This window comes from Novosphingobium rosa NBRC 15208, assembly GCF_001598555.1.
GTDB classification, from domain to species: Bacteria; Pseudomonadota; Alphaproteobacteria; order Sphingomonadales; family Sphingomonadaceae; genus Novosphingobium; species Novosphingobium rosa.
Window position 1 is genome coordinate 41,197 of the sequence record NZ_BCZE01000001.1, and the last position, 23,410, is coordinate 64,606.

19 protein-coding genes are annotated in these 23,410 nt (G+C 63.8%); 17 read left to right on the plus strand and 2 right to left on the minus strand.

The genetic code is table 11. The features are described 5' to 3' along the window. Positions 1-255 precede the first annotated feature (255 nt). The 3 genes from SR3_RS00175 (at position 256) to SR3_RS00185 (ending at position 4,972) form a co-directional block, all read left to right on the plus strand. Positions 256-2,580, plus strand: a complete 2,325-nt coding sequence (locus SR3_RS00175) for a TonB-dependent receptor (RefSeq protein WP_245653653.1) — start codon at positions 256-258, stop codon at positions 2,578-2,580. 66 nt (positions 2,581-2,646) lie between these two features. Then, positions 2,647-3,279 carry a gluconate 2-dehydrogenase subunit 3 family protein gene (locus tag SR3_RS00180; RefSeq protein ID WP_068079422.1) on the plus strand — a complete coding sequence of 211 codons (633 nt, stop codon included), beginning with the start codon at positions 2,647-2,649 and terminating at the stop codon, positions 3,277-3,279. Positions 3,280-3,283: 4 nt separating this feature from the next. Next, positions 3,284-4,972, plus strand: coding sequence for a GMC oxidoreductase (locus SR3_RS00185; protein ID WP_068079424.1), 1,689 nt, complete (start codon positions 3,284-3,286; stop codon positions 4,970-4,972). A 411-nt stretch (positions 4,973-5,383) separates the two neighbouring features. Here the strand turns inward: SR3_RS00185 and SR3_RS00190 are convergent, their stop codons facing one another. After that, entirely contained in the window at positions 5,384-6,292 is a 909-nt protein-coding gene (locus SR3_RS00190; RefSeq protein ID WP_068079430.1) for a LysR family transcriptional regulator, read from the minus strand. A gap of 136 nt (positions 6,293-6,428) precedes the next feature. Between SR3_RS00190 and SR3_RS00195 the strand changes: the two genes are divergently transcribed. From SR3_RS00195 to SR3_RS00215, 6 genes are all read left to right on the plus strand, one after another. Further along, complete coding sequence (locus tag SR3_RS00195) at positions 6,429-7,376, plus strand: MFS transporter (RefSeq protein ID WP_218018730.1); 948 nt, start codon at positions 6,429-6,431, stop codon at positions 7,374-7,376. A 41-nt stretch (positions 7,377-7,417) separates the two neighbouring features. Continuing rightward, positions 7,418-7,723 carry an MFS transporter gene (locus SR3_RS32150; protein WP_218018731.1) on the plus strand — a complete coding sequence of 102 codons (306 nt, stop codon included), beginning with the start codon at positions 7,418-7,420 and terminating at the stop codon, positions 7,721-7,723. Between the two features lie 27 nt (positions 7,724-7,750). Continuing rightward, positions 7,751-8,824, plus strand: a complete 1,074-nt coding sequence (locus tag SR3_RS00200) for a tartrate dehydrogenase (protein WP_068079432.1) — start codon at positions 7,751-7,753, stop codon at positions 8,822-8,824. Position 8,825: 1 nt separating this feature from the next. Next, positions 8,826-10,103 carry a glycerate kinase type-2 family protein gene (locus SR3_RS00205; protein ID WP_068079434.1) on the plus strand — a complete coding sequence of 426 codons (1,278 nt, stop codon included), beginning with the start codon at positions 8,826-8,828 and terminating at the stop codon, positions 10,101-10,103. Positions 10,104-10,106: 3 nt separating this feature from the next. Continuing rightward, a complete protein-coding gene (locus tag SR3_RS00210) occupies positions 10,107-10,295 on the plus strand; it encodes a hypothetical protein (RefSeq protein WP_068079438.1) in 189 nt (62 codons plus the stop codon). Between the two features lie 311 nt (positions 10,296-10,606). Then, a complete protein-coding gene (locus SR3_RS00215) occupies positions 10,607-11,980 on the plus strand; it encodes an amidohydrolase family protein (protein WP_068079440.1) in 1,374 nt (457 codons plus the stop codon). A 40-nt stretch (positions 11,981-12,020) separates the two neighbouring features. On the opposite strand, the gene SR3_RS00220 is transcribed toward SR3_RS00215, so the two are convergent. Then, entirely contained in the window at positions 12,021-15,071 is a 3,051-nt protein-coding gene (locus SR3_RS00220; protein WP_068079442.1) for a glycoside hydrolase family 2 protein, read from the minus strand. Between the two features lie 286 nt (positions 15,072-15,357). Here SR3_RS00220 and SR3_RS00225 point away from each other — a divergent pair, with 286 nt between their 5' ends. From SR3_RS00225 to SR3_RS00260, 8 genes are all read left to right on the plus strand, one after another. Beyond that, positions 15,358-15,783: a DUF983 domain-containing protein gene (locus tag SR3_RS00225; protein ID WP_068079443.1), complete on the plus strand. Its 426-nt coding sequence runs from the start codon at positions 15,358-15,360 to the stop codon at positions 15,781-15,783. A gap of 1 nt (position 15,784) precedes the next feature. Beyond that, positions 15,785-16,096: a hypothetical protein gene (locus SR3_RS00230; protein ID WP_157098549.1), complete on the plus strand. Its 312-nt coding sequence runs from the start codon at positions 15,785-15,787 to the stop codon at positions 16,094-16,096. Between the two features lie 42 nt (positions 16,097-16,138). Further along, positions 16,139-17,527 (plus strand): aminotransferase-like domain-containing protein, encoded by a 1,389-nt coding sequence (locus SR3_RS00235; RefSeq protein ID WP_068079445.1) that lies wholly within the window; start codon positions 16,139-16,141, stop codon positions 17,525-17,527. A 99-nt stretch (positions 17,528-17,626) separates the two neighbouring features. After that, complete coding sequence (locus SR3_RS00240; protein WP_068079446.1) at positions 17,627-17,806, plus strand: hypothetical protein; 180 nt, start codon at positions 17,627-17,629, stop codon at positions 17,804-17,806. A 117-nt stretch (positions 17,807-17,923) separates the two neighbouring features. Beyond that, positions 17,924-18,889 (plus strand): FecR family protein, encoded by a 966-nt coding sequence (locus SR3_RS00245; protein WP_068079451.1) that lies wholly within the window; start codon positions 17,924-17,926, stop codon positions 18,887-18,889. 117 nt (positions 18,890-19,006) lie between these two features. Next, entirely contained in the window at positions 19,007-21,517 is a 2,511-nt protein-coding gene (locus SR3_RS00250) for a TonB-dependent siderophore receptor (RefSeq protein ID WP_068079452.1), read from the plus strand. Positions 21,518-21,536: 19 nt separating this feature from the next. Next, a complete protein-coding gene (locus SR3_RS00255) occupies positions 21,537-23,114 on the plus strand; it encodes a PepSY-associated TM helix domain-containing protein (protein WP_068079455.1) in 1,578 nt (525 codons plus the stop codon). Further along, positions 23,111-23,401 carry a DUF3325 domain-containing protein gene (locus tag SR3_RS00260; protein ID WP_068079456.1) on the plus strand — a complete coding sequence of 97 codons (291 nt, stop codon included), beginning with the start codon at positions 23,111-23,113 and terminating at the stop codon, positions 23,399-23,401. The genes SR3_RS00255 and SR3_RS00260 overlap by 4 nt, the downstream gene beginning before the upstream one ends. Positions 23,402-23,410: the final 9 nt, after the last annotated feature.

A 23,410-nucleotide genomic window follows, 5' to 3' on the forward strand; every position in this document is an offset into this window, starting at 1 on the left:
GAGATGCGCGGATCGAACCGTCAAGCCATTTTTGCGGCACGCTCATATCATGCCGGAAAAGCGCCACGAACGATGGAGCTTTTGCAATTTAAAATAAGACGAAAAACCATATCGATAAGAAAGGGTCACGGTTATCCCGCCCGTACCGCAGGCCATATTTTTTTGCAGGCCGAGCTTGCGCCTTGACAGTTGAACCGAATCACCAATACTAAAACGGCAATTCTATAAAAATGCAAATTGGGGAGGATCAGGACGATGCGCAAGGGAACCGCTTGGCTTTTTTCGGCAGGTGTCAGCCTGCTGGCCACAACAGCCTATGCCCAGACGGCGAAAGACACCACCGCCGATGACCATGAAATCATCGTGACCGCCCAGAACCGCAAGGAAAACGTCCAGAACGTGCCGATTGCCATCTCGGTGGTCTCCGGCGCCGCGCTGGTGTCGAAGGGGGTAACGGATTTCACATCGATCCAGAAGGTGTCCCCTGCGCTCAACATCACCAATGACACGAACAACACCCGCGTGACCGTGCGCGGCGTCGGCACGCTGTCGAACAATGAAGCGCAGGACCAGTCGATCGCCGTCAACATCGATGGCGAATACATCAACCGCCCGACGATCCTCAATGCCGCGATCTTCGATCTCGATCGCGTCGAGGTGCTGCGCGGCCCTCAGGGCACGCTCTATGGCCGCAACTCCACCGGCGGCGCGGTGAACTTCATCACCCGCAAGCCCGGCGACCACTTTGCCGCCAATGGTTCGGTCACCTATGGCAATTACAATCAAGTGATCGTCGATGGCGGTCTGGATGTGCCGCTGGCGGGCATCGGCGGCATCCGCTTCGCCGGTTTCTACCGCAGCCATGACGGCTATTCCTATCACCCCAACACGCCCTCCAGCCCCACCGCCGCCTATACGCCGGTCAACACCCAGCGCAGCGACGACGATAACACCGGCGGCGGCCGCATCAGCCTGCGCCTGCGCCCCCTGCAGGGGCTGACCATCGATGGGGCGGTGGAATATGTCGAACAGAACCTCATCCCCGCTTCACAGGCCGGAGGCGACATGACCAGCGCGGCCAACAATCCGGGCGCCAGCGGCTGCGGCAATGGCTGGGCTTCGGCGGGAACGGTCTCGGGCGCTCCGGCCTGCGTGCCTCAGAACACCCATGCGCTGGTCGCCATCAACCGCCAGAGCTACAATTCGCCGGCGCAGGGATCGGGTTGGCTGCACCAATATTCCACGGCGGAACGCGGACGCATCGCTTATGACGCGGGCCCCTTCACCGTCACCTACACCGGTGGCTATCGCTATACCCGCGATTCCAATGTGCTGACCCTGGCCCCCAATTACGTCTTCACCCATTTCGGCGAGACGGTCAAAACCCAGAGCCATGAATTGCGCTTCAACGGCATCACCAGTGGCGTGACATGGCAGGCGGGCGCTTTTTACTTCCGGGAGAAGCAATGGACCAATGGCGGACTTTATTCCGCTTACATCGGCCAGAACGGCTCCTACATCAATTACTTCCAGCATCCCACAGACACGCAGAGCATCTCGGGCTTCGGCCAGCTCGAAGTGCCGGTGACCGAACAGCTGACCGTGGTGGCGGGCGGGCGCTATACGCATGATGTGCGCAACGCCACCTTCCGCGCCTTCAATCCCTTCTACTATGCCTTTGCGGGCGGAACCGGCGCCTACAACACCGGGCCGATCAATCTGGCGCCCCTGGCATCGCAGATCGGCTACAGCGATGTGCCGCTGCACTATGCGGGCAGCAAGGCGACTTGGCTGGCCGGGATCAATTACAAGCCCAACACGCGCACGCTGGTCTATGCCAAGGTCTCGACCGGGTACAAGGCGGGCGGTTTCGACGGTTCGGGCAACACGTTCCGGCCAGAAAACAACACCGCCTATGAAGGTGGCGCCAAGCTGAAGCTGGGCGATCGCGGCCAGCATACGTTCAATGTCGCGGGTTTCTATTACGATTACAAGGATCTGCAAAACGATGTGCTGCTCAATCCGGTGATCGGCGCGCAGACCTTCAATGCCGGTCGCGCCCGCATCTATGGCCTCGAGGCCGAGGCCAATCTGCGCCCGACCTCCGACGATACGCTGACGCTTTCGGCCAACTGGACGCATGGACGCTACACGCAGTTCACCGCCAGCGTGAATTACTACAATCAGGATGGCACGCAGAACCCCACCATCAATCTTGCGGGCAATCATCTGCCGCAGTCACCCGACTATGTGCTGACGCTGGGTTACGACCACGCCTTCCATCTGGGTAATGGCGCCACCGTGACCGCCTCTGTCTTCGAGCGTTACAAGAGCGGCTATTATCTCGACTTCTACAATTATCATGACAGCTATCAGATCGGCCACACGCAGACCGATCTGAGCATCGAATACAAGCCGCGCAACAAGGCCTACAGTGTTCAGGCCTATGTCCGCAATCTGGAGAACTATCGCTCTTTGACCTATGCCGCCAACACGGTGATTTCGGGTCAGGCCAACATCTACAGCTGGCAGTTCGGCCCGCCGCGCACCTTCGGCGCACGTCTGGGCTTCGAATTCTGATGCCGCGCGCCGGGGCCTGCTGCGGGGCAGGCTCCGGCATCCAGCCTTACAGCGAAAGCATGTGCGATGGCCGATCATGACCCCTCCCTCTGGAAGCGCCGCGATGTTCTGGGCGGCGCGGCGCTGTTCGCGCTGGCGGTGGGCCTGCCGGTCGCGGCGATCCGCCTTACCGACCTTTCGCCCGATGACCGGCCCACACCGCGCCTGCGCCGGATGCTGCGCGAGGTCAGCCAGTTGGTCATCCCCCGCAGCGATACGCCAGGCGCCGGGGATGCGGGCGTCGGCGATTTCCTGATCTTTGCGCTGGCCCATGGCATGGAGGGCACGGGCGAGCCGTTCAGCCATCCAGGCACCGACCTGCCGCTTCGCGCCAACGGCAGCCTGCGCCACACGCATTGGCTGGAAACCGAACTGGACCGGCGCGGCAATGGCGACTGGCTGGCGCTGAGCCCTACCCGCCGCGCGGAAATGCTGGCCGCGCTCGACCATCAGGCCTTTCCCGATGGCCCGCCGCCCGCTGTCCTAAGCCCGTGGCGGGCGATCAAGGGCCTGATCCTCACCGGCTATTACACCAGCCAGATCGGCGGCGCGCAGGAGCTGCGCTACGCCCTGATCCCGGGCCGCTATGACGCCGACCTGCCCTTTTCCTCCCATGACCGCGCCTGGTCCAGCGACTGGACCGCGGTGGATTTCGGATAGCACCATGACACACCAATTCGACGCCATCGTGGTCGGTTCGGGCATCACCGGAGGCTGGGCCGCCAAGGAACTGACCGAGGCCGGTTTCAAGGTGCTGATGATCGAGCGCGGCCGCGCCATCGAACATGGCGACTACAGCCGGGAAACGAAAGCACCGTGGGATATGCCCTTTCGCGGCGAAGGCGACCCGGACCTCTATGCCGGCGACTATCCGGTGCAGCGCCTCAACCGCCATTTCACCGAATTCACGCAGGATCATTTCGTCAATGACCGCGAGAATCCCTACGCCACGGAAGCGGAAACAGCCTTCACCTGGTTCCGCTCCTATCAGCTGGGCGGGCGTTCGCTGACATGGGGCCGACAAGCCTATCGCTGGTCGGACTATGATTTCGGCGCCAACAAGCGTGACGGCCATGGCACCGACTGGCCGATCCGCTATGCCGATCTGGCGCCATGGTACGATCATGTCGAAAGCTTTATCGGCGTCTCCGGCGCGCGTGAGGGGCTGGCGCAATTGCCCGATGGGCAGTTCCAGCCGCCTATGGCGCTCAATGCGGTGGAGGTGGCGCTGCGTGACAAGATCCGCGCGAAATGGCCCGAACGCGTGTTGACCATCGGCCGCACCGCCAATCTCACGCAAGGCAAGCCGGATGAGGGGCGCAATCCCTGCCAGTATCGCTCGATCTGCGCTCGGGGCTGCTCCTTCGGCGCTTATTTCTCCACCCAATCCAGCACGCTGCCCGCCGCGATGAAAACCGGGCGACTGACCGTGCTGACCGACAAGGTGGTCGAAAAGGTCGATTACGATCCGGTCACGAAGCGCGTCACCGGCGTGCGCTGGCTGGACACAAAAGACCGCAGCCGGGGCAGCGCCACCGCGCGTATGGTGTTCCTGAACGCGGGCGCGTTCAATTCGGTGCATCTGCTGCTCAATTCCGCGAGCGAGGCGATGCCGCATGGGCTGGCCAATGGCTCGGGCGTGCTGGGCACCCATATCATGGATCATGCCAACACCATGGGGGCTCTGGCGGTGATGCCGGGCTTTGAACTGCACACCTCTTTCGGCAACCGCCCGACCGGCATCATCATCCCGCGCTTCCGCAATATGGAGCGGCTGGATGGCGTGGGCCATACGCGCGGTTTCTCCTTTCAGGGCGGCGCGCTGCAATCAGGCTGGAGCCGCGGCAAACGCGAGGCAGGCACGGGCGCGCAGTTCAAGGAGGCGTTGCGTCAGGTGGGCCCATGGCGGATGGTGCTGGTCTCTTTCGCTGAATGCCTGCCACGCCCCGGCAACCGCCTGACCCTGGACCGCACCCGCACCGACGCCAACGGCCTGCCGCTGCTGAACATCGCCTTCGCTTTCGGCAAGGAGGAGCATGCCGCCGTGGCCGAGGCCCATGCCTGCGCCACCGAAATGCTGACCCATGCCGGGGGCCAGGTGTTGTTCGGATCGGACACGCCCGGGCCGGGCGGCACCGCGATCCATGAAATGGGCGGGGCGCGGATGGGTTTCGATCCGGCGACCAGCGTGCTGAACGGGCACAGTCAGGCGCATGGCATCGCCAATCTCTTCGTCACCGATGGTGCGCAAATGTCGTCCAGCGCCTGCCAGAATCCCTCGCTGACCTATATGGCCCTCACCGCCCGCGCGGCAGCCTATGCGAAGGAGCAGGCACAGGCGGGGGCCATCTGATGATATGCCGCGCCTGAACAGAAAGGCTTGAGCGAAGGGCGCCGCCAGCAGGAGACTGGCGCTCCCTCGCCATGCAACCGACGGTCAAAGAATGCCCGCCCACCATAGTCCGACCAGCAGGATGGTTATCGCCGGAATGCCCATGCAAATGGCCGCTGCGTCAGAGCAGGTGCATGCCACCCGATGTTTTGCGGATATCGTTCGCGGCGCAAACCTGCCGCCGTGTGCTCTGTTCATCGGCCTCTCCCAAGGTCCAGCTATGCCGAATTTTTCAGCTTCGAATTAGTATATCACTTCTGATATAGAAGTGTCCAGCCGTCAGTGGATGGCCGCCTCGAATTCAGGCTGATGACACGCGGCAGGGCAAATGCCCCTCGGATCACCTTGAACCGGGCACAGTCGTACCGTTTGCTAGCAACTGGCGCGATAGTCAGCCAATTTCTCCCGAAGCGTATCGATAACCTGATCGCGCAGCACGTCCGGCACGGCGCGGAGCCAGGCCGCGCTCAATGGCAGCAGAGCGATCTCCTCCACATCGGTCAGCTGGCGGAACACAACATCCTCATGCCCGCCCTTGGCGCTCCAGCGCTGAACGATGGCCGCGCCGATGCCCGCCGAGACCAGGCGCAGGATCGTGTGTTTTTCCTCTGCCTCCTGCGCCACCGACAGGGCAACACCGGCCACTTCGAAGAGCTTGACGGTCAGATCGTGGCTATGCGGCCGCGCACGTCTGCCCGGCAGGATCATGGGCACGCCGGCAAGATCGGCCATGGCAACCGATTCAGCCGTCGCAAGAGGATGATGGGCCGGCACGGCAAGGACCGGGCGCTCCTCCAACAACGGCTCCATGACCACGCGTGGATCGTTGCGCGCTGGCGGGCGAATGACAGCCAGATCGATGGACCCGGCGATGAGCTTGGGAAGCAGACGCGTGCTCTTGCCCTCGACAAGCGCGACTTCGATATCCGGATGAAGCTGATGCAGATCGTTGATCAGCGCCGGGATGAGCCCCATCGAGGCGCTGTCGATGGCCCCGATGCGGATGATGCGCCCTTGCTTCTTGGCATGATGGCGCATGGTTTCCACCATCTCGTCGGCCTGCGCGATGAGTTTGCGCGCCAGCGGCAAGAGCGTCTTGCCCGCGTCGGTCAGCGCCACGCTGCGGGTGGAACGCCGGAACAGGGCCGCACGCATTTCCTCTTCCAGCGTCTGGATCTGGCGTCCCAGCACGGCCGGGAGAATCTCCATATGCTGTGCGGCTTTCCCGAAATGGAGTGTTTCAGCTGCCTCGATAAAGCAGCGCAATTGCCGCAACTCCACGCCCGCCTCCGCCGATTATTCAATTTAAGTATATAATTGGATGAGGATTGCAATGCAATCCCTGCGGTCGCTAATGTCGCTTCAAGACAAGCAACGTCAAGAAAAAATCCAAAAATGATCTGGAAGAGGACGTGTCGTGGATATCGATATCGAAAAGCGCGCAATCATGCGCATTTCATGGCGCATCGCTCCCTTCGTCATTATTCTGTACTTCGTATCGTTTCTCGACCGCGTCAACATCGGATTCGCCGCATTTTCGATGAATCGTGACCTTGGAATCAGCTCTTATGCCTTTGGCATTGGAGCGGGGATCTTTTTCATCGGCTATTTCCTGTTCGAGGTTCCCTCCAATCTCATTCTTCACAAGATCGGCGCACGGATCTGGATCGCACGGGTCATGGTGACCTGGGGCCTGATCTCGGGCGCCATGGCCTTCGTTCGGGGTGAGCATAGCTTCTACGTTCTTCGCTTCGTGCTGGGCGTGGCCGAGGCAGGCTTCTTCCCCGGCATCATCCTCTATCTCACCTGCTGGTTCCCCGCACGTTATCGCGCCTCGGTGATGGCGCTGTTTATGGCCGCCGCACCGCTCTCCACCGCGCTGGGCTCGCCCTTGTCCGGCCTTTTGCTGGAAATGCACGGCCTGCTGGGCCTGCGCGGCTGGCAATGGATGTTCCTGATCGAGGCCGTGCCCGCCGTGATGCTGGGCGTGGCGACCTTCTTCTACCTCACCGACCGCCCCGAACAGGCCTCCTGGCTGCCTGAGGCCGAACGCGACTGGCTGGTCGCCACCATGGAGGCCGAAAAGCCTGCCACACCGCGCCACGCCTCGCACAATCCACTTGCGGCTCTGGCGGATATCAGGGTGATCGCGCTGGCGCTGATCTATTTCGGCACCTCGGCGGGGCTTTACACGCTGGGCCTGTGGTCGCCGCTGATCATCCGCGCCTTTGGCCTCTCTTCGCTGGCCACCGGCTTTGTGAACGCCATTCCCGCCGGGATCTCGATGGTGGCGATGGTGGCCTGGGCCCGCCATTCGGACCGCAGCGGAGAGCGGGTCTGGCATGTGGTCTGCCCTGCCTGCTAGCCGCCGCGGGCCTTGCCGGAGCAGCCTTCGCCGGAACGCTGGTGGCGGTGGTGTTCGCCCTCGTCGTCATCAACATCGGCATCTCCTGCGCCAAGGCGCCGATGTGGGCCATGCCCGGCCAGTTCCTGAGCGGCCCCACCGCCGCGGCAGGCGTGGCGGCGATCAATTCCATCGGCAATCTGGGCGGCTTTGTCGGCCCGGTCGCCATTGGCTGGCTCAAGGAGCGCAGCGGCGGATACGGACAGGGGCTCTGCGTCGTGGGCGCCTTCCTCCTGCTCTCGGCCCTGCTGGTTCTGCTGCTGGCCCGTCATCAGAAAACCCTGACCTCCGCTCAGCCATCCCACTGATCAACCTTTTGTTCTGGAGATAACGTCATGCGTAGCTACAAGATCGCGGCGATTCCCGCCGACGGCATCGGCCCCGAAGTGATCGAAGCCGGTCTCGACGTCCTGAAGGCTCTGGCCGAGCGCGACGGCGACCTGAATTTCGAGGTCACCACCTTCGACTGGGGCTCGGACTACTACAAGAAGCACGGCGAGATGATGCCCAAGGACGGGCCCGATCAGCTCAAGCCCTTCGACGCCATCTATTTCGGCGCCGTGGGCGCGCCCGATGTGCCCGATCACATCACCCTCTGGGGCCTGCGCCTGCCGATCTGCCAAGGCTTCGACCAGTATGCCAACGTGCGCCCCACCAAGATCCTGCCCGGCATCACCTCGCCGCTGGCCGGCGTCGGCCCCGGCGATCTGGACTGGGTGATCGTGCGTGAGAACTCGGAAGGCGAATATTCGGGCGTCGGCGGCCGGGCGCACCGCGGCCTTCCGGAGGAAGTGGGCATGGAGGTCTCGGTCTTCACCCGCACCGGCGTGGCCCGCATCATGCGCTATGCCTTCAAGCTGGCCCAGTCGCGCCCCCGCAAGCTGCTGACCGTCGTCACCAAGTCGAACGCCCAGCGCCACGGCATGGTGATGTGGGACGAGATCGCCGCCGAAGTGGCCAGGGACTTCCCGGACGTCACCTGGGACAAGATGCTGGTCGACGCCATGACCGTGCGCATGACGCTTCACCCCCAGAGCCTCGACACCATCGTCGCCACCAATCTGCATGCCGATATCCTCTCGGATCTGGCGGGCGCGCTGGCCGGTTCGCTGGGCGTGGCCCCCACCGGGAACATCGACCCTGAACGCCGCTTCCCCTCGATGTTCGAACCGATCCACGGTTCGGCCTTCGATATCACCGGCAAGGGCATCGCCAACCCGGTCGCCACCTTCTGGACCGCCGCGCAGATGCTCGAACATCTCGGCGAACCCGATGCCGCCAAGCGCCTGATGGTTGCAGTCGAGCAGGTCTGCGCCGATGGTGTGCTGACGCCGGACGTGGGCGGCGGCGCCACCACCAAGGATGTGACCGCCGCCGTCATCGGCGCGATCCATGGAGCCAACGCGTAACATGACCCAGCCAGCCTTCACCGACACCCATGCCCGCCATGTGCTCCGCCGCATGTTCGATGCCGCCGTGGAAAGCGCTGCGCCCGCGCAGGCGGTCGTCGGCCATCTGCCGGAAAAGCCGCGGGGGCGCTGCGTGGTGGTGGGGGCTGGCAAGGCCTCGGCGGCGATGGCCGCCGCCGTCGATACGGCATGGCCCGATGTCGATGTTTCCGGCGTGGTGGTGACCCGTGATGGTTATGCCGTGCCCGCCGGGCGGATCGAGATTCTCGAAGCCTCGCACCCCGTGCCGGATCAGCGCAGCATGGATGCCGCGCATCGCATCCTCGCCGCCGTGCAGGGCCTTGGGCCCGACGATCTGGTTCTGGCGCTGATCTCGGGCGGCGGCTCCGCGCTGCTGGCCGCGCCCGCCAAGGGCATGACGCTGGAGGACAAGCAGGCCGTCAATCGCCTGCTGCTCCACAGCGGCGCCACCATCGAGGAGATGAATGCCGTGCGCAAGCATCTCTCCGCCATCAAGGGCGGCAGGCTGGCGGCGGCGGCGCATCCGGCGCGGGTGGTCTCGCTGCTGATCTCGGACATTCCAGGCGACGATCCGGGCTCCATCGCCTCGGGCCCGACCGTGGGTGACACCAGCACGCTGGCCGACGTTCAGGCCATTCTCAGGCGCTATGACATCCAGCTGCCGACAGCGGCGCTGGCGGCTCTGGAGCACGGTGAGGAAACGCCCAAGCCCGGTGCGATCCCCGAAGACATTCGCATCATCGCCGCGCCGGCTCTGTCGCTGCGCCATGCCGCCGAACTGGCCAGCCGGATCGGCATCCACCCGATCATTCTGGGCGACGCCATCGAGGGTGAGGCGCGGGAGGCAGGCATTGTCCTCTCCGGCATCGCCCTGGGCGTGGCCCGCCATGGCTTTCCGGCGAGCGCGCCTGCCGTGCTGCTCTCGGGCGGGGAGACCACCGTCTCCATCGGCAAAGGGCCAGCGGGCAAGGGTGGACGCAACACCGAATTGCAACTCTCCATGGCGCTGGCGCTGAAAGGCGCGGCGAACATCTGGTCCATCGCCTGCGACACCGATGGCATCGACGGCAGCGACGATGCCGCCGGGGCCATCGTCACCCCCGATACGCTGGAGCGCGCCCGGCAGGCGGGGCTTGATCCCCATGCCTTCCTTGCAGCTCACGACAGCTACAGCTTCTTCGCGCCGCTGGGCGATCTGGTGATCACCGGGCCCACGCGCACCAATGTCAATGATTTCCGCGCTATTCTGATAGGTTAAGCCATGAACGCCGCAACCCTGATCGGTCCCTCCTCCGCCGAAACGCTCGGACCGGCCAGCACGTCGGCCGTGGTGATCGAAAGCCTGTTCCGCGCCGGTGTCGATGTCTTCCGCCTCAACGCCATCGAGGGGCTGATCGGGCTCGATACAATGCATGGCTGCAGCTCAACCCTGTCCACAACCGGTTCCTGACGGGGCCGCGCTTTGAATACAACGGGATACGCACGCAGCTGAACGTGCGGTTCTGATGAAGGGACGAATGCCGTCCGGCATGCGGGGCCTCGGACAGCAGCGCCGGCCGCCGCAAGGAACGGCTGGTCGAGCTGGCCGGCCCCCATCCACACCGGCAAGGCTTTTCGCGACTCCGGCGATGACATCCATCGCGGGATCAGCCAGAGCAAAAGCCGGAATATTAAGCCGATAAGGGCCTTGGTCGCGGTTTCCTCGGTAACGATCAGGGCCCACATCCTCCTGACACAGCCGCCTTACAGAATGGATCATCCATGAGAACCCTCCTCCGCCTTGCTGCTTCCGCTTCGCTGGGCGCCCTGCTGAGCGTCTCGATCGCCCAGGCCCAACCGGCCGGCCAAATCGTTGCTCTGCGCCATGCCCGCGTGATCGATGGCAACGGCGGCGCGCCCAAAGCCGCCCAGACCATCCTGATCGAGCAGCACAGGATCCGTGCCGTGGGCCCCGATGCCCGGGTGACGCTGCCCAAGGCCGCCCGCGTGATCGACCTGACCGGCCAGACCGTGCTGCCCGGCCTGATCTCCGACCATTCGCATCTGGCCTATACCGATGGCGCCACCAGCGGCCCGCAAAACTACACCCGCGACAATGCTGTGCGCGAGCTGAAACAGTGGCAGCGCTATGGCGTGACGACCATCACCTCGCTGGGGCTGAACGCGCCGCTGTTCTACGAAATGCAGCCGCAGGCCCATGCCGGATCGCTGGGCGGGGCCGACTTTTTCGGCGCCGATCGGGGCATTGGCGTGCCGGAAGGCGCTCCGACCATGACCGCCGCCGCCGACCAGCTCTATCGCCCCACCACGGTGGAGGAAGCGCGCGCCGATGTGGATGAAACCGCGGCCCGCCACCCCAGCTTTATCAAGGTGTGGGTCGATGATTTCCATCACGCGGTCCCGGCCAGGATGAAGCCGGAGATCTACAAGGCGGTGATCGAGGAAGCCCATGCCAAGGGCCTGCGCGTGGCCGCCCATGTCTATTACCGAGAGGATGCCCGCAAGCTGGTGGAAGCCGGGGCCGATGTGCTGGCCCATGGCGTGCGTGACGAGCTGGTCGATGCCGATCTGATCGCCCTGATGAAGCGGCGCGGCACATGGTACATCCCGACGCTGGGGCTCGACGAGAGCTTCTACATCTATGCCCAACATCCGGAATGGCTGAAATCGGGCTTTTTCCGGGGCGCGTTGCAGCCTGCTCTGGCCACGCAACTGGCCGATCCGGCCTGGCAGGCCAAGGCGCTCGATCCCAAGGCGCTGGCGATGAACCAAGCCTCGCTGGCGATCAACAAGAGCAATCTGCTCACCCTCTATCGCGCCGGGGTGAAGATCGGTTTCGGCACGGATTCCGGCGCGACGCCGCTGCGCATCCCCGGCATCGCCGAACAACGCGAACTGGTGCTGATGGTGCAAGCGGGCCTCACCCCGCTGCAGGCGATCACCGTGGCGACGCGCGATGCGGCGGCGCTGCTCGATCTGACGGATCGCGGAATGATCGCGCCAGGCAAGCGCGCCGATCTGCTGGTCGTGGCGGGCGATCCCGCGCGCAACATCACCGACACCACCCATATCCGCTCCGTCTGGGAAGCGGGGCAGGAGGTGGTTTCAAACGCCGCTCCCCGGCCCCGGCCCTGACCCGGAACCGCAAGGAGCCCGCCATGCCATGGCCGGCTCCTTACTGTCCAACGGGCCCCAACAGATCCGCTTCGACCAGACTGAGGCGCCAGCCCGCAGGCACGGTGTCGGCCCCGACGCTGGCGGCCACCTTGTCGTTTTTCACCTCGACGATCTTGCCGAAGGCATCGCGATCGGTGGCGGCGGCGGTCAGCGCAATGCGCAGGCGCGTGCCTTTGGCCGGGGCCATGGGCAGGTTCACATAGCCCAGCGACTTGGGCGTTGCACCCGCGAAGATGACCTTGTCATCCAACGTCACCCGGATCGGATAGCTGCGGATGCGCCATCCGGTCAGCCGCAACGACAGTTGCGCCACGCTTTCGGGGCTGGCGAAGCGATACTCGATCCATGCATTCTCGGGTTTGCCGTCGCTGCTCCAGCTCGTAGCCTCATTGTCGTCATGGCTTTTGGATGCATCCAGCTGGTTCGATCCGGCGGTGATCTCGACCGGGTGCAGCGTGACGAAGCGGGGCACCACGGCATCGCCGGTCGGCGTGGGCCCACGCGACAGGTCGGAGGGCTGCGCATCTTCCGGGAACATCGTGGAAAGCCCGCCGTTGGACGGCACCGTAACGCTGTGAGCATCGATGGATGCGCTTTTCAGACCGCCCGCCGTCGCCGTGAGATGGATATCCCCGGCCTGACGGGTCGAGCGGATCAGCACGCGGTTCACGCCCAGTTCGACAGGCAAGCGCCTGGAAAGGATGAAATTATCCTCATCGCGCGCCGTTCCGGCAAAGCTGGTGGTGCCCGCATAGCTGGGCGCCATCACCGCCTGCGTGGGGCGCGGCCTGCCTGAAGAATCCCCCTGAGCCATGCCCCCGCGCCATTCCGCGGGGCCATCGAGCCTGAAATCGATCGTGTTGAACGCCGTCGGCACGCGCTGCCCCCTGGCATCGACGACCTCGACATCGACCATCATCACGTCGGAACCATCGGCCAGCAGACCTTTCGGGCCGGTGTGCGGCGTCAACCGGAGCGCCGCCGGAGCGCCTGCGGTGGTCAACACCTGCTCGGCCTTGCTGCCATCGCCGAAAGTGGCGACCGCCCGCAGATCGCCCGGCGCGAAATGCACGTCCCTGAAGGTGAAGAGGAAACCGCTCTCCGGCTCGCCCCGGCCCAGCGAGCGGCCATTGAGGAAAAGTTCGACCTCCCGCGCATTGGCCACGACATAGACCGGCTTCACCGTGCCCGGCGCATAGGTCCAATGGCCCAGAATATGGACATGATGGCCACCCGCTTCCACCCAGCCATCCCACATCGCCTGATGGACATACCACGGATCCTTCGGCAGCCGCAGCGCATCGACCACGCCGGAGCGGCGGTAGTTGTTGTCGCCCCGAAAATGTGAATTGGAATCGGTGAAGCCGATCTTCACGCCGCCCGCGCTGACCCGGTCGCCGCCACCGGGCCGCTGCTGATAATAGTCCCACCAGCGGCGTACATCCTCCACCGCCATGCTTTCGACGTTGCGGTTGTAGTCGGGCGCATCCTTGTGGAAGGGCGGGGTCCAGTCATCCTGATAGGCGCGGGCGGCCTCGTCGCGCGAATATTCCATCGCCCAGAGCGGTTTGCCGGCGCTCTTGTTGATGTAGAGCATCTCGCCGCCATAGCCGGCCGTGGTGCTGCCCAGCATCTCGCGTGCGCCGATGGCGCGGCCGCCATGCGGATCCCAGCGTTGCTTGAGCGCCATCATCTCGGCCATATGGGCCTCCGTGATGCCGTGATTGCCGCTTTCATAGAACAGGATCGAGGGATTGTTGCGGTTATAGATGATGGCATCGCGCATCACCGCCACGCGCTGATCCCAGCGTCGGCCGGTGGGATCGCCTTCGGCATCACCGGCAGGCATCGCCTCGATCAGACCGACGCGATCGGCGGATTCGATGGTCTGCCTGGCCGGGGTGACATGCATCCAGCGCACCAGATTGCCGTTGCTGCCGGTGATCAAGCTGTTCGAGACATCGCTCATCCATGGCGGCACATCGGTGCCAAGGGCAGGCCATTCGTCGGTCGAGCGCTGGGCATAGCCTTTGAGCTGAAGCACCCGGCCATTGAGCCGCAGCACGCCTTGGCCGAATTGCGTGGCGCGGAACCCGGTACGGATATCGACGGCATCGATCACCTTGCCCGCATCGTCGCTCAGCAGGCCGGTGACCGTGTAGAGATAGCCATAGCCCCAGCTCCAGAAATGCAGGCCGGACAGGCGATGCCGGGCATGAAGGGTTGCCGTGGCGCCCGCCGCGACCGTCTGCCGTTCCCCCTGAAAGCGAGCGACCTCCCTGCCATCAAGATCGCGGACAACCACGGCGTAACGAACGCCCAGCGGCGCCTTCCCGGCATTGCGCACCTCGGCTTCGGCATGCACCGTTGCGGCGCCATGCGGCAGATCGAAACCATCGGCCCAGACATAGCTGCCGCTGGTGCCCAGCGTGCTGTAAAGCGGCAAGGTCTGGTAGACCGGTCCCGTCAGATGGAGCCGGACCACCTTGTTGATGCCGCCGAAATTGGCGTAGAAATTCTTGTCTTCCCACTGGAATTTGGTGTCCGTTGCCCGCTCGCGATAGTCCCAGTGGTTGTCGACCCTGACGGCGATCACATTCTCGCCGGGGCTGAGGGCATCGGTGATATCCACGCCGAAGGCCATCACGCCATTCTCGCTGAGCCCCACCTTCTTGCCGTTGACCCAGACATCAGCGGCTTGCCGCACGCCCTGAAATTCCAGAAAGGCGTGCCCGGCAGGCGCATCGGCGGGAAGAGTGAAGGATTTGCGGTACCAGATGATCCCCTCGGCATGGTTGTGCCCGTCCACCGCAAAAGCCTGATCCTCGTTGAAGGCCCGAGGGAGGCTGACCGCAGACCACGCGCCAGCGCCGAACACGCCGGCGGAGAAGGCGGGATCGTCGCCGACATGCATCTGCCAATCGCCATCGAGATTGTAGCTCTGACGCGGAGAGGTCACGACAGTCGAGGCCCGCTGCGCCATCGCGGCTCCCGCAAACGCAAGCTGAAGACCCATCGCAGCGGCAAGCATCCTGGTGGCGCGGCGCATCGGCATGTCCTTCCCAATGTTTTCGTGTTGTATCGGCAACCCTATCATGGAGATTCCACAATGTGAACAATAAGTCCTCAATGTAGAATACATCCTGCGTGGCGCCAAGGTATGGCCGCTATGCCTTGGCTGGTAGCCTGAGCTTTCCAAGGCCCTGGCCTCTCATTCTGCATGGATCTTAATCCATACATAATAAAATTATCACGAATTGCATGGCGTATTGCATGCATGCAATCATGGGTCTACAGGGCAGACAGAATCAACCACCCCGCCAAGGTTTGAGTCGATGCAGAACAAAGACGCCCTTGAAAGCAAAGGGAAATGGATTTTCCGCTGCGGATTGAGAGGCCTTTGCCCGAAATGCGGGCAGGCATCCATGTTCAGAAAATGGCTGAAGCTGCAAACCCGCTGCCCGCATTGCGGCCTGAATTACAACTTCGCGGCGCCCGATGATGGACCGGCTTTCTTCTCGCTCTGCATCGTGGCCTTCCCGCTCTCGTTTTTCGTGGTGTGGCTTCAGGTGGTGTTCGATCCACCCTATTGGGTGCATCTGATCACGTCCTTCCCGCTGGTGATCCTCGGATGCGTTTTGCCCCTGTCCTATATCAAGGGCTGGCTGGTCGCTTCCCAGTATGTCAATCACGCGCAGGAGGCCGGGACCGAGAAACTCTGGGCTGAATTGCATGCCCGGGCTGAAGGCAAGGACGACTGACATGAGCGCGCCCAAAAGCCTGAACCTGGCCGCGCGCCTTGTTGCGGACATGTATGATGCGATCAACCGGCCCGATCTGTCCGGCATGATCCGGACGGGCCAGGCGGAGGATTTTCCGGAGATCAAAGCCGCAACGGCCTTGCTGGAGCAGGATGCCGCGCAACGCCACCGCTATGAGGCAGCCCTGAGCCAATACGCAGATCCCGGCTTCTGGGATGACATGACGCCGGGCGGCGCGCTGGCGCTTCATGATGGCGGCGAGATGGCGAGAAATGTTCTTGCGGGTCGCCCCGCTTTCAATCATCGGGACTGATGATCCTGACAAAATACAGACAAAGCTGGTTGGAACGTCACGATGCAAGACTGGAACCCTGACATTCGCGCGGCAAAAGGGCCGAAATATCTCGCGATCGCCCAAGCCCTGTCCCGCGACATCGAGACCGGGATCCTTGCGCCAGGTGATCGCCTGCCCCCACAAAGATCGCTGGCCGAAACGCTGGGGCTGGATTTGACGACAGTGACAAGGGCCTATGGCGAAGCACAACGCCTTGGCCTGATTGAAGGCAGCGGACGCCGTGGCAGCTTCGTTCGGACCAGACCAACCGCGCAGCCGCCGGTTTTGGCGAGCGATTCCGGCGATACCGTGATGAACGCCCCGCCAGAAGGTTTCGGCGGGACACTGGCGATGGCCTTTCGCGAATGCGCGAGCCTTCTGCTCAGGCCGGAGAGCGGCACGCTGCCGTTCCAGTATCAGCGCAGCGGAGGCGCGCCTTCCGCGCGCAAGGCCGGGGCGGATCTGTTGGCGGCGCGCGGCGTGCCCTGTTCGGAAGATACCGTGCTGGTGGCCGCCGGTGGGCAAAACGCGCTCCATGCCATCTTCAGCGCCGAGTTCAAGGCGGGCGATATGCTTGCCGTGGGCGCGCAGGTCTATCCCGGGTTGCTGGCGCTGGCCTCCCGGTTTGGCGTGATTTTGCTGCCCATCGCCGCCGATGCCGATGGCATGATCCCCGATGCGCTCAGCCATGCCTGTGCAGGCAGCAGTGTGAAAGGCGTGTATCTCGTCCCCACGAATGACAACCCGACCACGATCACCATGCCGACCGACCGCAGGAAGGCGATTGCGGAGGTTGCCCAAAAGCACCATCTCCTGCTGATCGAAGACGATGCCTACGGATGGCTGCCGGAACAGCCGCTTCCGCCAATTGCCTCCTTCGCGCCGGACAACAGCTGGTATATCGCCAGCGTCTCGAAGGCGTTGACCCCCGGCCTGCGTGTCGCGTGGTTGCGGGCGCCCAACGTCGCGGGAGCCTGGCGGCTGGCCGCCGATATGCATGAAACCGCCATTATGGCCCCCCCGCTCAATGCTGCGGTGGTGACCGAATGGGTTCACACCGGGGTCTTTCAGTCGCTGATCGATGAGGTGCGGTCGGAAGCGCGCCTCCGGCAGGCCATGGTGCGAGAATGCCTCGCCCCTGCATCGTTCCGCGCGCAGGATTACGGCTACCATCTTTGGGTGAGCGTTCCGGATGACCTCGATCCGCGCAACCTCTGCGATGCGCTGCGCCAGCATGGCCTGCCCGCTCTTCCGGGAGACGCTTTTGCAGCGGACAGGTCTATGCCCGGCCCCATTGCCATGCGGGTTTCGATCGGGGGCACGATCGGGAGAGAGCAGTTGCGACGTGGCCTCAACCTTTTATCCGCGCTGATCAGCCCTCAGGCGCCGCGCAAGGTCAGTTTGGTCTGACGCAATTCACCCCGGCCGGATGCATCACATCCGGCAGACTTCAAACTCGGGCAGCGCGTTGTTTGCGCGGTTCACGATAGACAGTGTCAGGACATAGCGATGGAATGGGTTCCGGTCGTCTTCATCACCTTCAAGGCTATCATCCTCTTCACGGGCATGTTCTTCTCGATCAAATGGCATTACGATCAGGACAAGAAGAAGAAAAACGAAGCCAGAGAACAGCAAGCGCTCGCTGAACAAGCTCATGAGGCTTCGGATCAGGCCGCCAATAGCCAATGATGGGCGTTGTTGCGCCGCCCCGGGCTTCCGTGATTTTTCTTTGGCGACGGGCAGAGTTCTGTTAGGAGCCCGAAATCCTCAGATGTCTGCGGATCTCGAGATATCTGGGGCGCGCGGTTGAGTGCTGGTGCTGATCTGAACGACAACCAGCCCCCCCTCCCCGCAGCCATTGCCCGGCAGGCCGCCGACTGGATCATCCGCCGCGATGGCGCCCCGCTCACGCCCGAGGAGCAAGCGGCATTTCAGGCATGGCTGACCGATCCGGCGCATCGGGACGGCTTGGCGCGGCTGGAAGGCCTGTGGCATGCGCTGGAGGTCGGCCCCGCCGACGCTATGCCATCCCTGCCCGCGATCGAGGCGCGCGAACCGGCCCGCAGACCGCGCCGCCGCTGGGCCGGTGGCGCTATCGCGGCCTCTCTGGCGCTGATGCTGCTGGGCACGCTGGAGGATTGGCCCACCTTGCTGCGTGCCGATTACAGCACCGGCCTTGGCGAAAGGCGCAGCATCGCGCTGGCCGATGGTTCACACGTTCTTCTGGACAGCGGCTCGGCCATCGCGGTCGATTTCTCCGCAGACCAGCGGCGCATCCGGCTGCTCAAAGGCGGGGCGCTGTTCACTGTGGCGCCGGATCGCGCCCACCCCTTCACCGTCGAGGCCGCCGGGGGCAGCGCCACCGCATTGGGGACCGCCTTCGCCGTGCGCCGGCATGACGATCAGGCCGAGATCGTGGTGACGGAGCATCATGTCGCCGTTGCGGGCGCTGGCCGGTCCGAAGTGGTCGGCGAAGGGCAGCAGGCGCGCTTCGCGGCCACCACTTTGGGGCCTGTGACCGCCGCCGCCCAGGGCGCCACCGCATGGACGGGTGGCCGGCTGGTGATTGTGGACCGCCCGCTCGGCGAGGTTCTGGCCGAGATCGCCCGCTATCGCCACGGCTATCTGACGGTGACCGGCCCGGCGGCGGATCAGCGCGTCAGCGGTGTCTATGATCTGGACCATCCGCTCGCCGCCGTGGAGAACATCCGGCACAGCCTGAACCTTCGCGCTTTCCGCCTCTCGGACCGCATCATCATCCTGCATCGCTGAATTTTTAAAAAATTTCGACACGCTGGTCGTCATTTTCATTCCCGCTCCGTCTTCCATGACAAGAATGCGTCGCAACAGCAAAATAGCGATGCGTCATGGACGACGATGGGGGTTACAATGAATGAGATGACCGGGAATGGCCGCAAGGCCGCGCGCCTGCTGGCGACAGCGCTGCTTGCGGGGTCCGCGCTGGGTGGTGCCGTCACGCTTTTCGTGACGGCCGCCGCCGCCCAGAGCGTGGGCGCCACCCATGTCTACGCCATTCCGGCTGGCGCGCTGAGCGATGCGCTCAACCGCTTCGCCCAGCAGAGCGGCCTGCAGCTCAACTATGACGCCGCCCTGACGCGGGGCCGCACCACCGCCGGGCTGAGCGGGCAGATGTCCTCGCGCGATGCGCTCTCGCAGCTGCTCTCGGGCACGGGGCTGGTCGCGCGCAGCAGCGGGCCGGATGCCATGACCCTTTTGCCTGCCACCACCGGCGCGATGACGCTCGACACATTGCGCATCGAGGAAACGGCTCCGGTCAAGCTGGCCAGCGCGGAGAGCGACACAGCGGAATCCGATGCCGATGAAGAGGCCATCAAGCGCGGCACCCCCATTCTGGTGCTGGGCCATAATGAGCAGATCGATGCCGCCGCCAGCAGCGGCCCATGGGGCGCCAAGGCGATCATCGACACGCCCTATTCGATCAATGTCACCTCGCATCAGATGATCGAGAACATGGTCGCTTCGGACATGGACCAGATCTTCAAGATGAACCCGGTGGTGCAGAATTCCGCGCCCTCCACCGTCTATGGCACGCCCTATGTGACGATCCGCGGCTTCGACTCCCAGAAGGGCATCGTCGATGGCCTGCGCCTGTCCTCCACCCTGACGGGCATCGCCACCGAGGAACTGGAGCGGGTGGAGGTCATGAATGGCCTCTCCGGCTTCATGTATGGCGCGGGCAATCCGGGGGGCGTCGCCAATTATGTGCTGAAGCGCCCCACCTACAGCCGCACCGCGGACATCACCGGCGGCAATTATGGCGGGCAGCAGTGGTTCGCCCATGTCGATCTGGGCAATCGCATCGACAGGAACGGCGTGCTGGCCTATCGCCTGAATGTCTCGTGGCAGGATGGCAAGACCTCCAAAAAGAACCAGAATCTGGCGCGCACCCTGATCAGCGGCGCCATCGACTGGAATGCGGCCCCCAATCTGCTGGTGCAGGTGGAAGGCGCCCATACCTATTACCGGCTGCAGGGGATCGACTCCCGCTTTTACGCCTATGCCAACACCAGCTTTGGCGCGCTCAACCACTGGATACCCGCGCTGGACAACAGCAAGACCTACACCCCCAGCTGGACCTACAACCAGACCAAGACCGACCGCATCGGCGCCAATGTGAAATGGAAGCTGGACGATACATTCAGCCTGCGCGCCGCCTATCTCTACAAGCGCGACCAGTCGGAATCGATCAATATCTATCCCGCCTATTATGCCGACAGCGGCTATGTGAACGGCTGGCCTTCACGCAGCGCGCCATCGTGGAATTTTGCGATGGGAGCCTATGCCTATCTCGACAGCAGCTTCCAGACTTTCGGGATCAACCATCATCTGACGCTGGGCGCTTCGGGCGACAGCCTGCGCGTGGTCAGGCACCTGACCAGTTCGGTCAGCGCGACCGCCTCGCCCGCTTTCACCAATCCCGACGATCTGATGAACTGGGCCATGCCCTCCGCGCTGAACGCCACCGCTTGGGGCGGCACCTACAAATCCAGCTACACCACCAATGCCAACATCATCCTTGGCGACGATATCCAGTTCACCAGCAAGCTGGGCGCGCTGGTCGGCCTGAACCGCACCACGATCAACGCGAAGAATTACACGGCCACCGGCGTGACCTCCTCGGCCTATGACAAGACGGCCTATACGCCCACCGTCTCGCTGGTGTTCAAGCCGGTCAAGCGCCTCACCACCTATGCCAGCTACATGCAGGGGCTGGAGCAGGGGACGATCATCCCCAATGACCCCGCCTACAGCAATCCGGGGCAGATTCTGAAGCCGTTCCTGTCCAAGCAATATGAGGTGGGCGTGAAATATGCCCCCACCAACGGATTGCTGCTGACCGGCGCGCTCTACCGGATCGAGAAGGCCAATTCCTATGAAGGCCGCACGCCCGATGGCAAGATCACCATCACGCAGGATGGCGTGCAGGTGCATCAGGGGCTGGAGCTGACCGCCACCGGACAGTTGACGAAGCACCTCTCAACCGTGCTGGGCGGCACCTTCATGGACCTGAAGGTCACCAAGGCCGCCGATCCCACGCTGATCGGCACCCGCCCCACCGGCGTCAGCGACCGGCTGCTGAAAGCCTATCTCGATTACAGCCTGCCATGGGTGCCGGGTCTGTCCGTAACGGGCGGGGCCTATCACGCGGGCACGATGTACAAGGACAGCGCAAACCTTCAGAAAATCCCCGGCTATACAATCTTCGACCTTGGCCTGCATTTCAAGACACAGGTGGAAAAGCATCCGCTGCGCTTCGACCTTAACATCGCCAACATCACCGGGCGCGATTACTGGGCGACATCCTATTCGCTGGGCATTCCGCGCAATGTCGCCTTCTCCGTAAAATACGGCTTCTGAGCAGGCCGGGAGCGCGCGCATGACACAGGCGAAACAGGGTCTCCGCCAGTCGATGGCATGGCTGCACACATGGGTCGGGTTGCTGCCGGGCTGGGTGCTTTATGTGATCTTCGTCTTCGGCACGGCGGCCTTTTTCCAGCATGAGATCGACGGCTGGATGCGGCCCGAATTGCCGGGCGAAACGCGCGTCTCGCCCCGCGCCCTTGCCGCGGCCGATGCTGTGCTGAAAGCCCGCGCGACAGGGGCGGACAGCGCAGCCGTCTCGCTGCCCGATCCACGCGGGGGCAGCGGGCTGGAGCTGTCATGGCGCATCAAGGGCGAGAAGCGCGGCGAGGGCAACCGCGTGACCCTCGCCCCCGCCACCGGAGAGGAAGCGCAGGTGCGCGCCACCAAGGGCGGCTATTTCCTCTACCGCTTCCATTTCGACCTGCATTACATGCCGGTGATGTGGGCGCGCATGCTGGTGAGCATCGCCGCTCTGGCCATGCTGGTGGCGATCTTGTCCGGCGTGGTCACCCACAAGAAAATCTTCGCCGATTTCTTCATGCTCCGCTTCGGCAAGGGGCAAAGAAGCTGGCTCGACGCGCATAATGCCAGCGCCGTGCTGGTGCTGCCCTTCTATCTGATGATCACCTACACCGGTCTGGCGACCTTGTTGTTCACGCTGATGCCATGGACGCTGGCCGCCAATTTCCCCGACCGGCAGGCCTTTTACAAAACCACCTTCGCCGCCGCGCCCGAACGCGAGCCCAGCGGCAAGCCAGCCCCGACAATCCCCCTCGCCCGCATGATCGCGGCGGCGCAGCAGAGCTGGGATGGCGACATGCCGACGCATATCGGCATCGACCATCCCGGCGACGGCAAGGCCACCATCACCCTCTATCCCGAGCCAGGTGGCTGGGGCCGTCCAGCGCACCCCACCCTCTATCTCGATGGGGCCAGCGGAACACCGCTGCCCTCCGCTTCCCCTGTGAAAGGCGGCGCCCAGGCCACATGGCGGGTGATGATCGAACTGCATATGGCGGAGTTTGCGGGCTATGCACTGCGCTGGCTGCTGGCGCTTTCGGGCCTTGGCGGCGTGGCGATGGTGGCAACCGGCCTGTGCCTGTGGTGCGTCAAACGCCGCGCCCGCCTGCCGGATGCGGCACGGCCTCACCTCGGCTTCCGGCTGGTCGAGGGGCTCAACATCGGCTTCATCCTTGGCGCGCCGGGGGGAATCGCAGCCTATTTCCTCGCGAACCGCCTGCTGCCCGTTGACATGCCCGACCGCGCGGCATGGGAGATCAACAGCCTGTTTATCGTCTGGGGCGGCGTGCTGGTCTGGAGCTTTGTCCGCGCGTTTGCCTGCCATGCCGCCCGCGCATGGATCGAAATGCTGACCCTGAACGCCGCGTTCTTCGCCGCCGTGCCCCTGCTCAACGCCCTGACCACCGCGCGCGGCCTTGGCCAGAGCCTGCCCGCCGGAGACTGGATCTTCGCCGGTTTCGACCTTGCCATGCTGGCGCTGGCCGCAGGCTTCGCCTTCACCGCGCGCACACTTGCCCTGCGCAAGCCCCGCTCCGCCCCCAGACGCGCCAGACAGGAGGCAACCACATGACCCACCTCCTCACCGCCCTGCCTTGCCTGCTGGGCTTTGCCCTGCTGCTGACCGCCATGGCGCGCCACCAGCAGGACTGCCTGAAACGCAAGCTGCCTGCGCGCGCCAGCCGATTGCTGCGCGCCACCGGCTTGGCCCTGTTGACCATCGGCTTCATCATCGCCGGGCTGGGTCTGGGCTGGGCCTATGGTTCGGTCAGCTGGTTCGGCTGGCTCTCTGTCGGCGCCGTCCTCACCCTCACCGTCCAGACCAACCGCGAGCGCATCCTCGCCCGACTGCGCCGATGAAAGGCCTCC

Excerpts from the sequence above, each read along its gene's own strand:
- SR3_RS00175 (WP_245653653.1), top strand. The coding sequence starts at position 256 with ATGCGCAAGGGAACCGCTTGGCTTTTTTCGGCAGGTGTCAGCCTGCTG.
- SR3_RS00240 (WP_068079446.1), top strand. The coding sequence starts at position 17,627 with ATGGAATGGGTTCCGGTCGTCTTCATCACCTTCAAGGCTATCATCCTC.
- SR3_RS00185 (WP_068079424.1), top strand. The coding sequence starts at position 3,284 with ATGACACACCAATTCGACGCCATCGTGGTCGGTTCGGGCATCACCGGA.
- SR3_RS00220 (WP_068079442.1), bottom strand. The coding sequence starts at position 15,071 with ATGCGCCGCGCCACCAGGATGCTTGCCGCTGCGATGGGTCTTCAGCTT.
- SR3_RS00250 (WP_068079452.1), top strand. The coding sequence starts at position 19,007 with ATGAATGAGATGACCGGGAATGGCCGCAAGGCCGCGCGCCTGCTGGCG.
- SR3_RS00200 (WP_068079432.1), top strand. The coding sequence starts at position 7,751 with ATGCGTAGCTACAAGATCGCGGCGATTCCCGCCGACGGCATCGGCCCC.
- SR3_RS00205 (WP_068079434.1), top strand. The coding sequence starts at position 8,826 with ATGACCCAGCCAGCCTTCACCGACACCCATGCCCGCCATGTGCTCCGC.
- SR3_RS00230 (WP_157098549.1), top strand. The coding sequence starts at position 15,785 with ATGAGCGCGCCCAAAAGCCTGAACCTGGCCGCGCGCCTTGTTGCGGAC.
- SR3_RS00180 (WP_068079422.1), top strand. The coding sequence starts at position 2,647 with ATGGCCGATCATGACCCCTCCCTCTGGAAGCGCCGCGATGTTCTGGGC.
- SR3_RS00235 (WP_068079445.1), top strand. The coding sequence starts at position 16,139 with ATGCAAGACTGGAACCCTGACATTCGCGCGGCAAAAGGGCCGAAATAT.
- SR3_RS00225 (WP_068079443.1), top strand. The coding sequence starts at position 15,358 with ATGCAGAACAAAGACGCCCTTGAAAGCAAAGGGAAATGGATTTTCCGC.
- SR3_RS00255 (WP_068079455.1), top strand. The coding sequence starts at position 21,537 with ATGACACAGGCGAAACAGGGTCTCCGCCAGTCGATGGCATGGCTGCAC.
- SR3_RS00260 (WP_068079456.1), top strand. The coding sequence starts at position 23,111 with ATGACCCACCTCCTCACCGCCCTGCCTTGCCTGCTGGGCTTTGCCCTG.
- SR3_RS00210 (WP_068079438.1), top strand. The coding sequence starts at position 10,107 with ATGAACGCCGCAACCCTGATCGGTCCCTCCTCCGCCGAAACGCTCGGA.
- SR3_RS00215 (WP_068079440.1), top strand. The coding sequence starts at position 10,607 with ATGAGAACCCTCCTCCGCCTTGCTGCTTCCGCTTCGCTGGGCGCCCTG.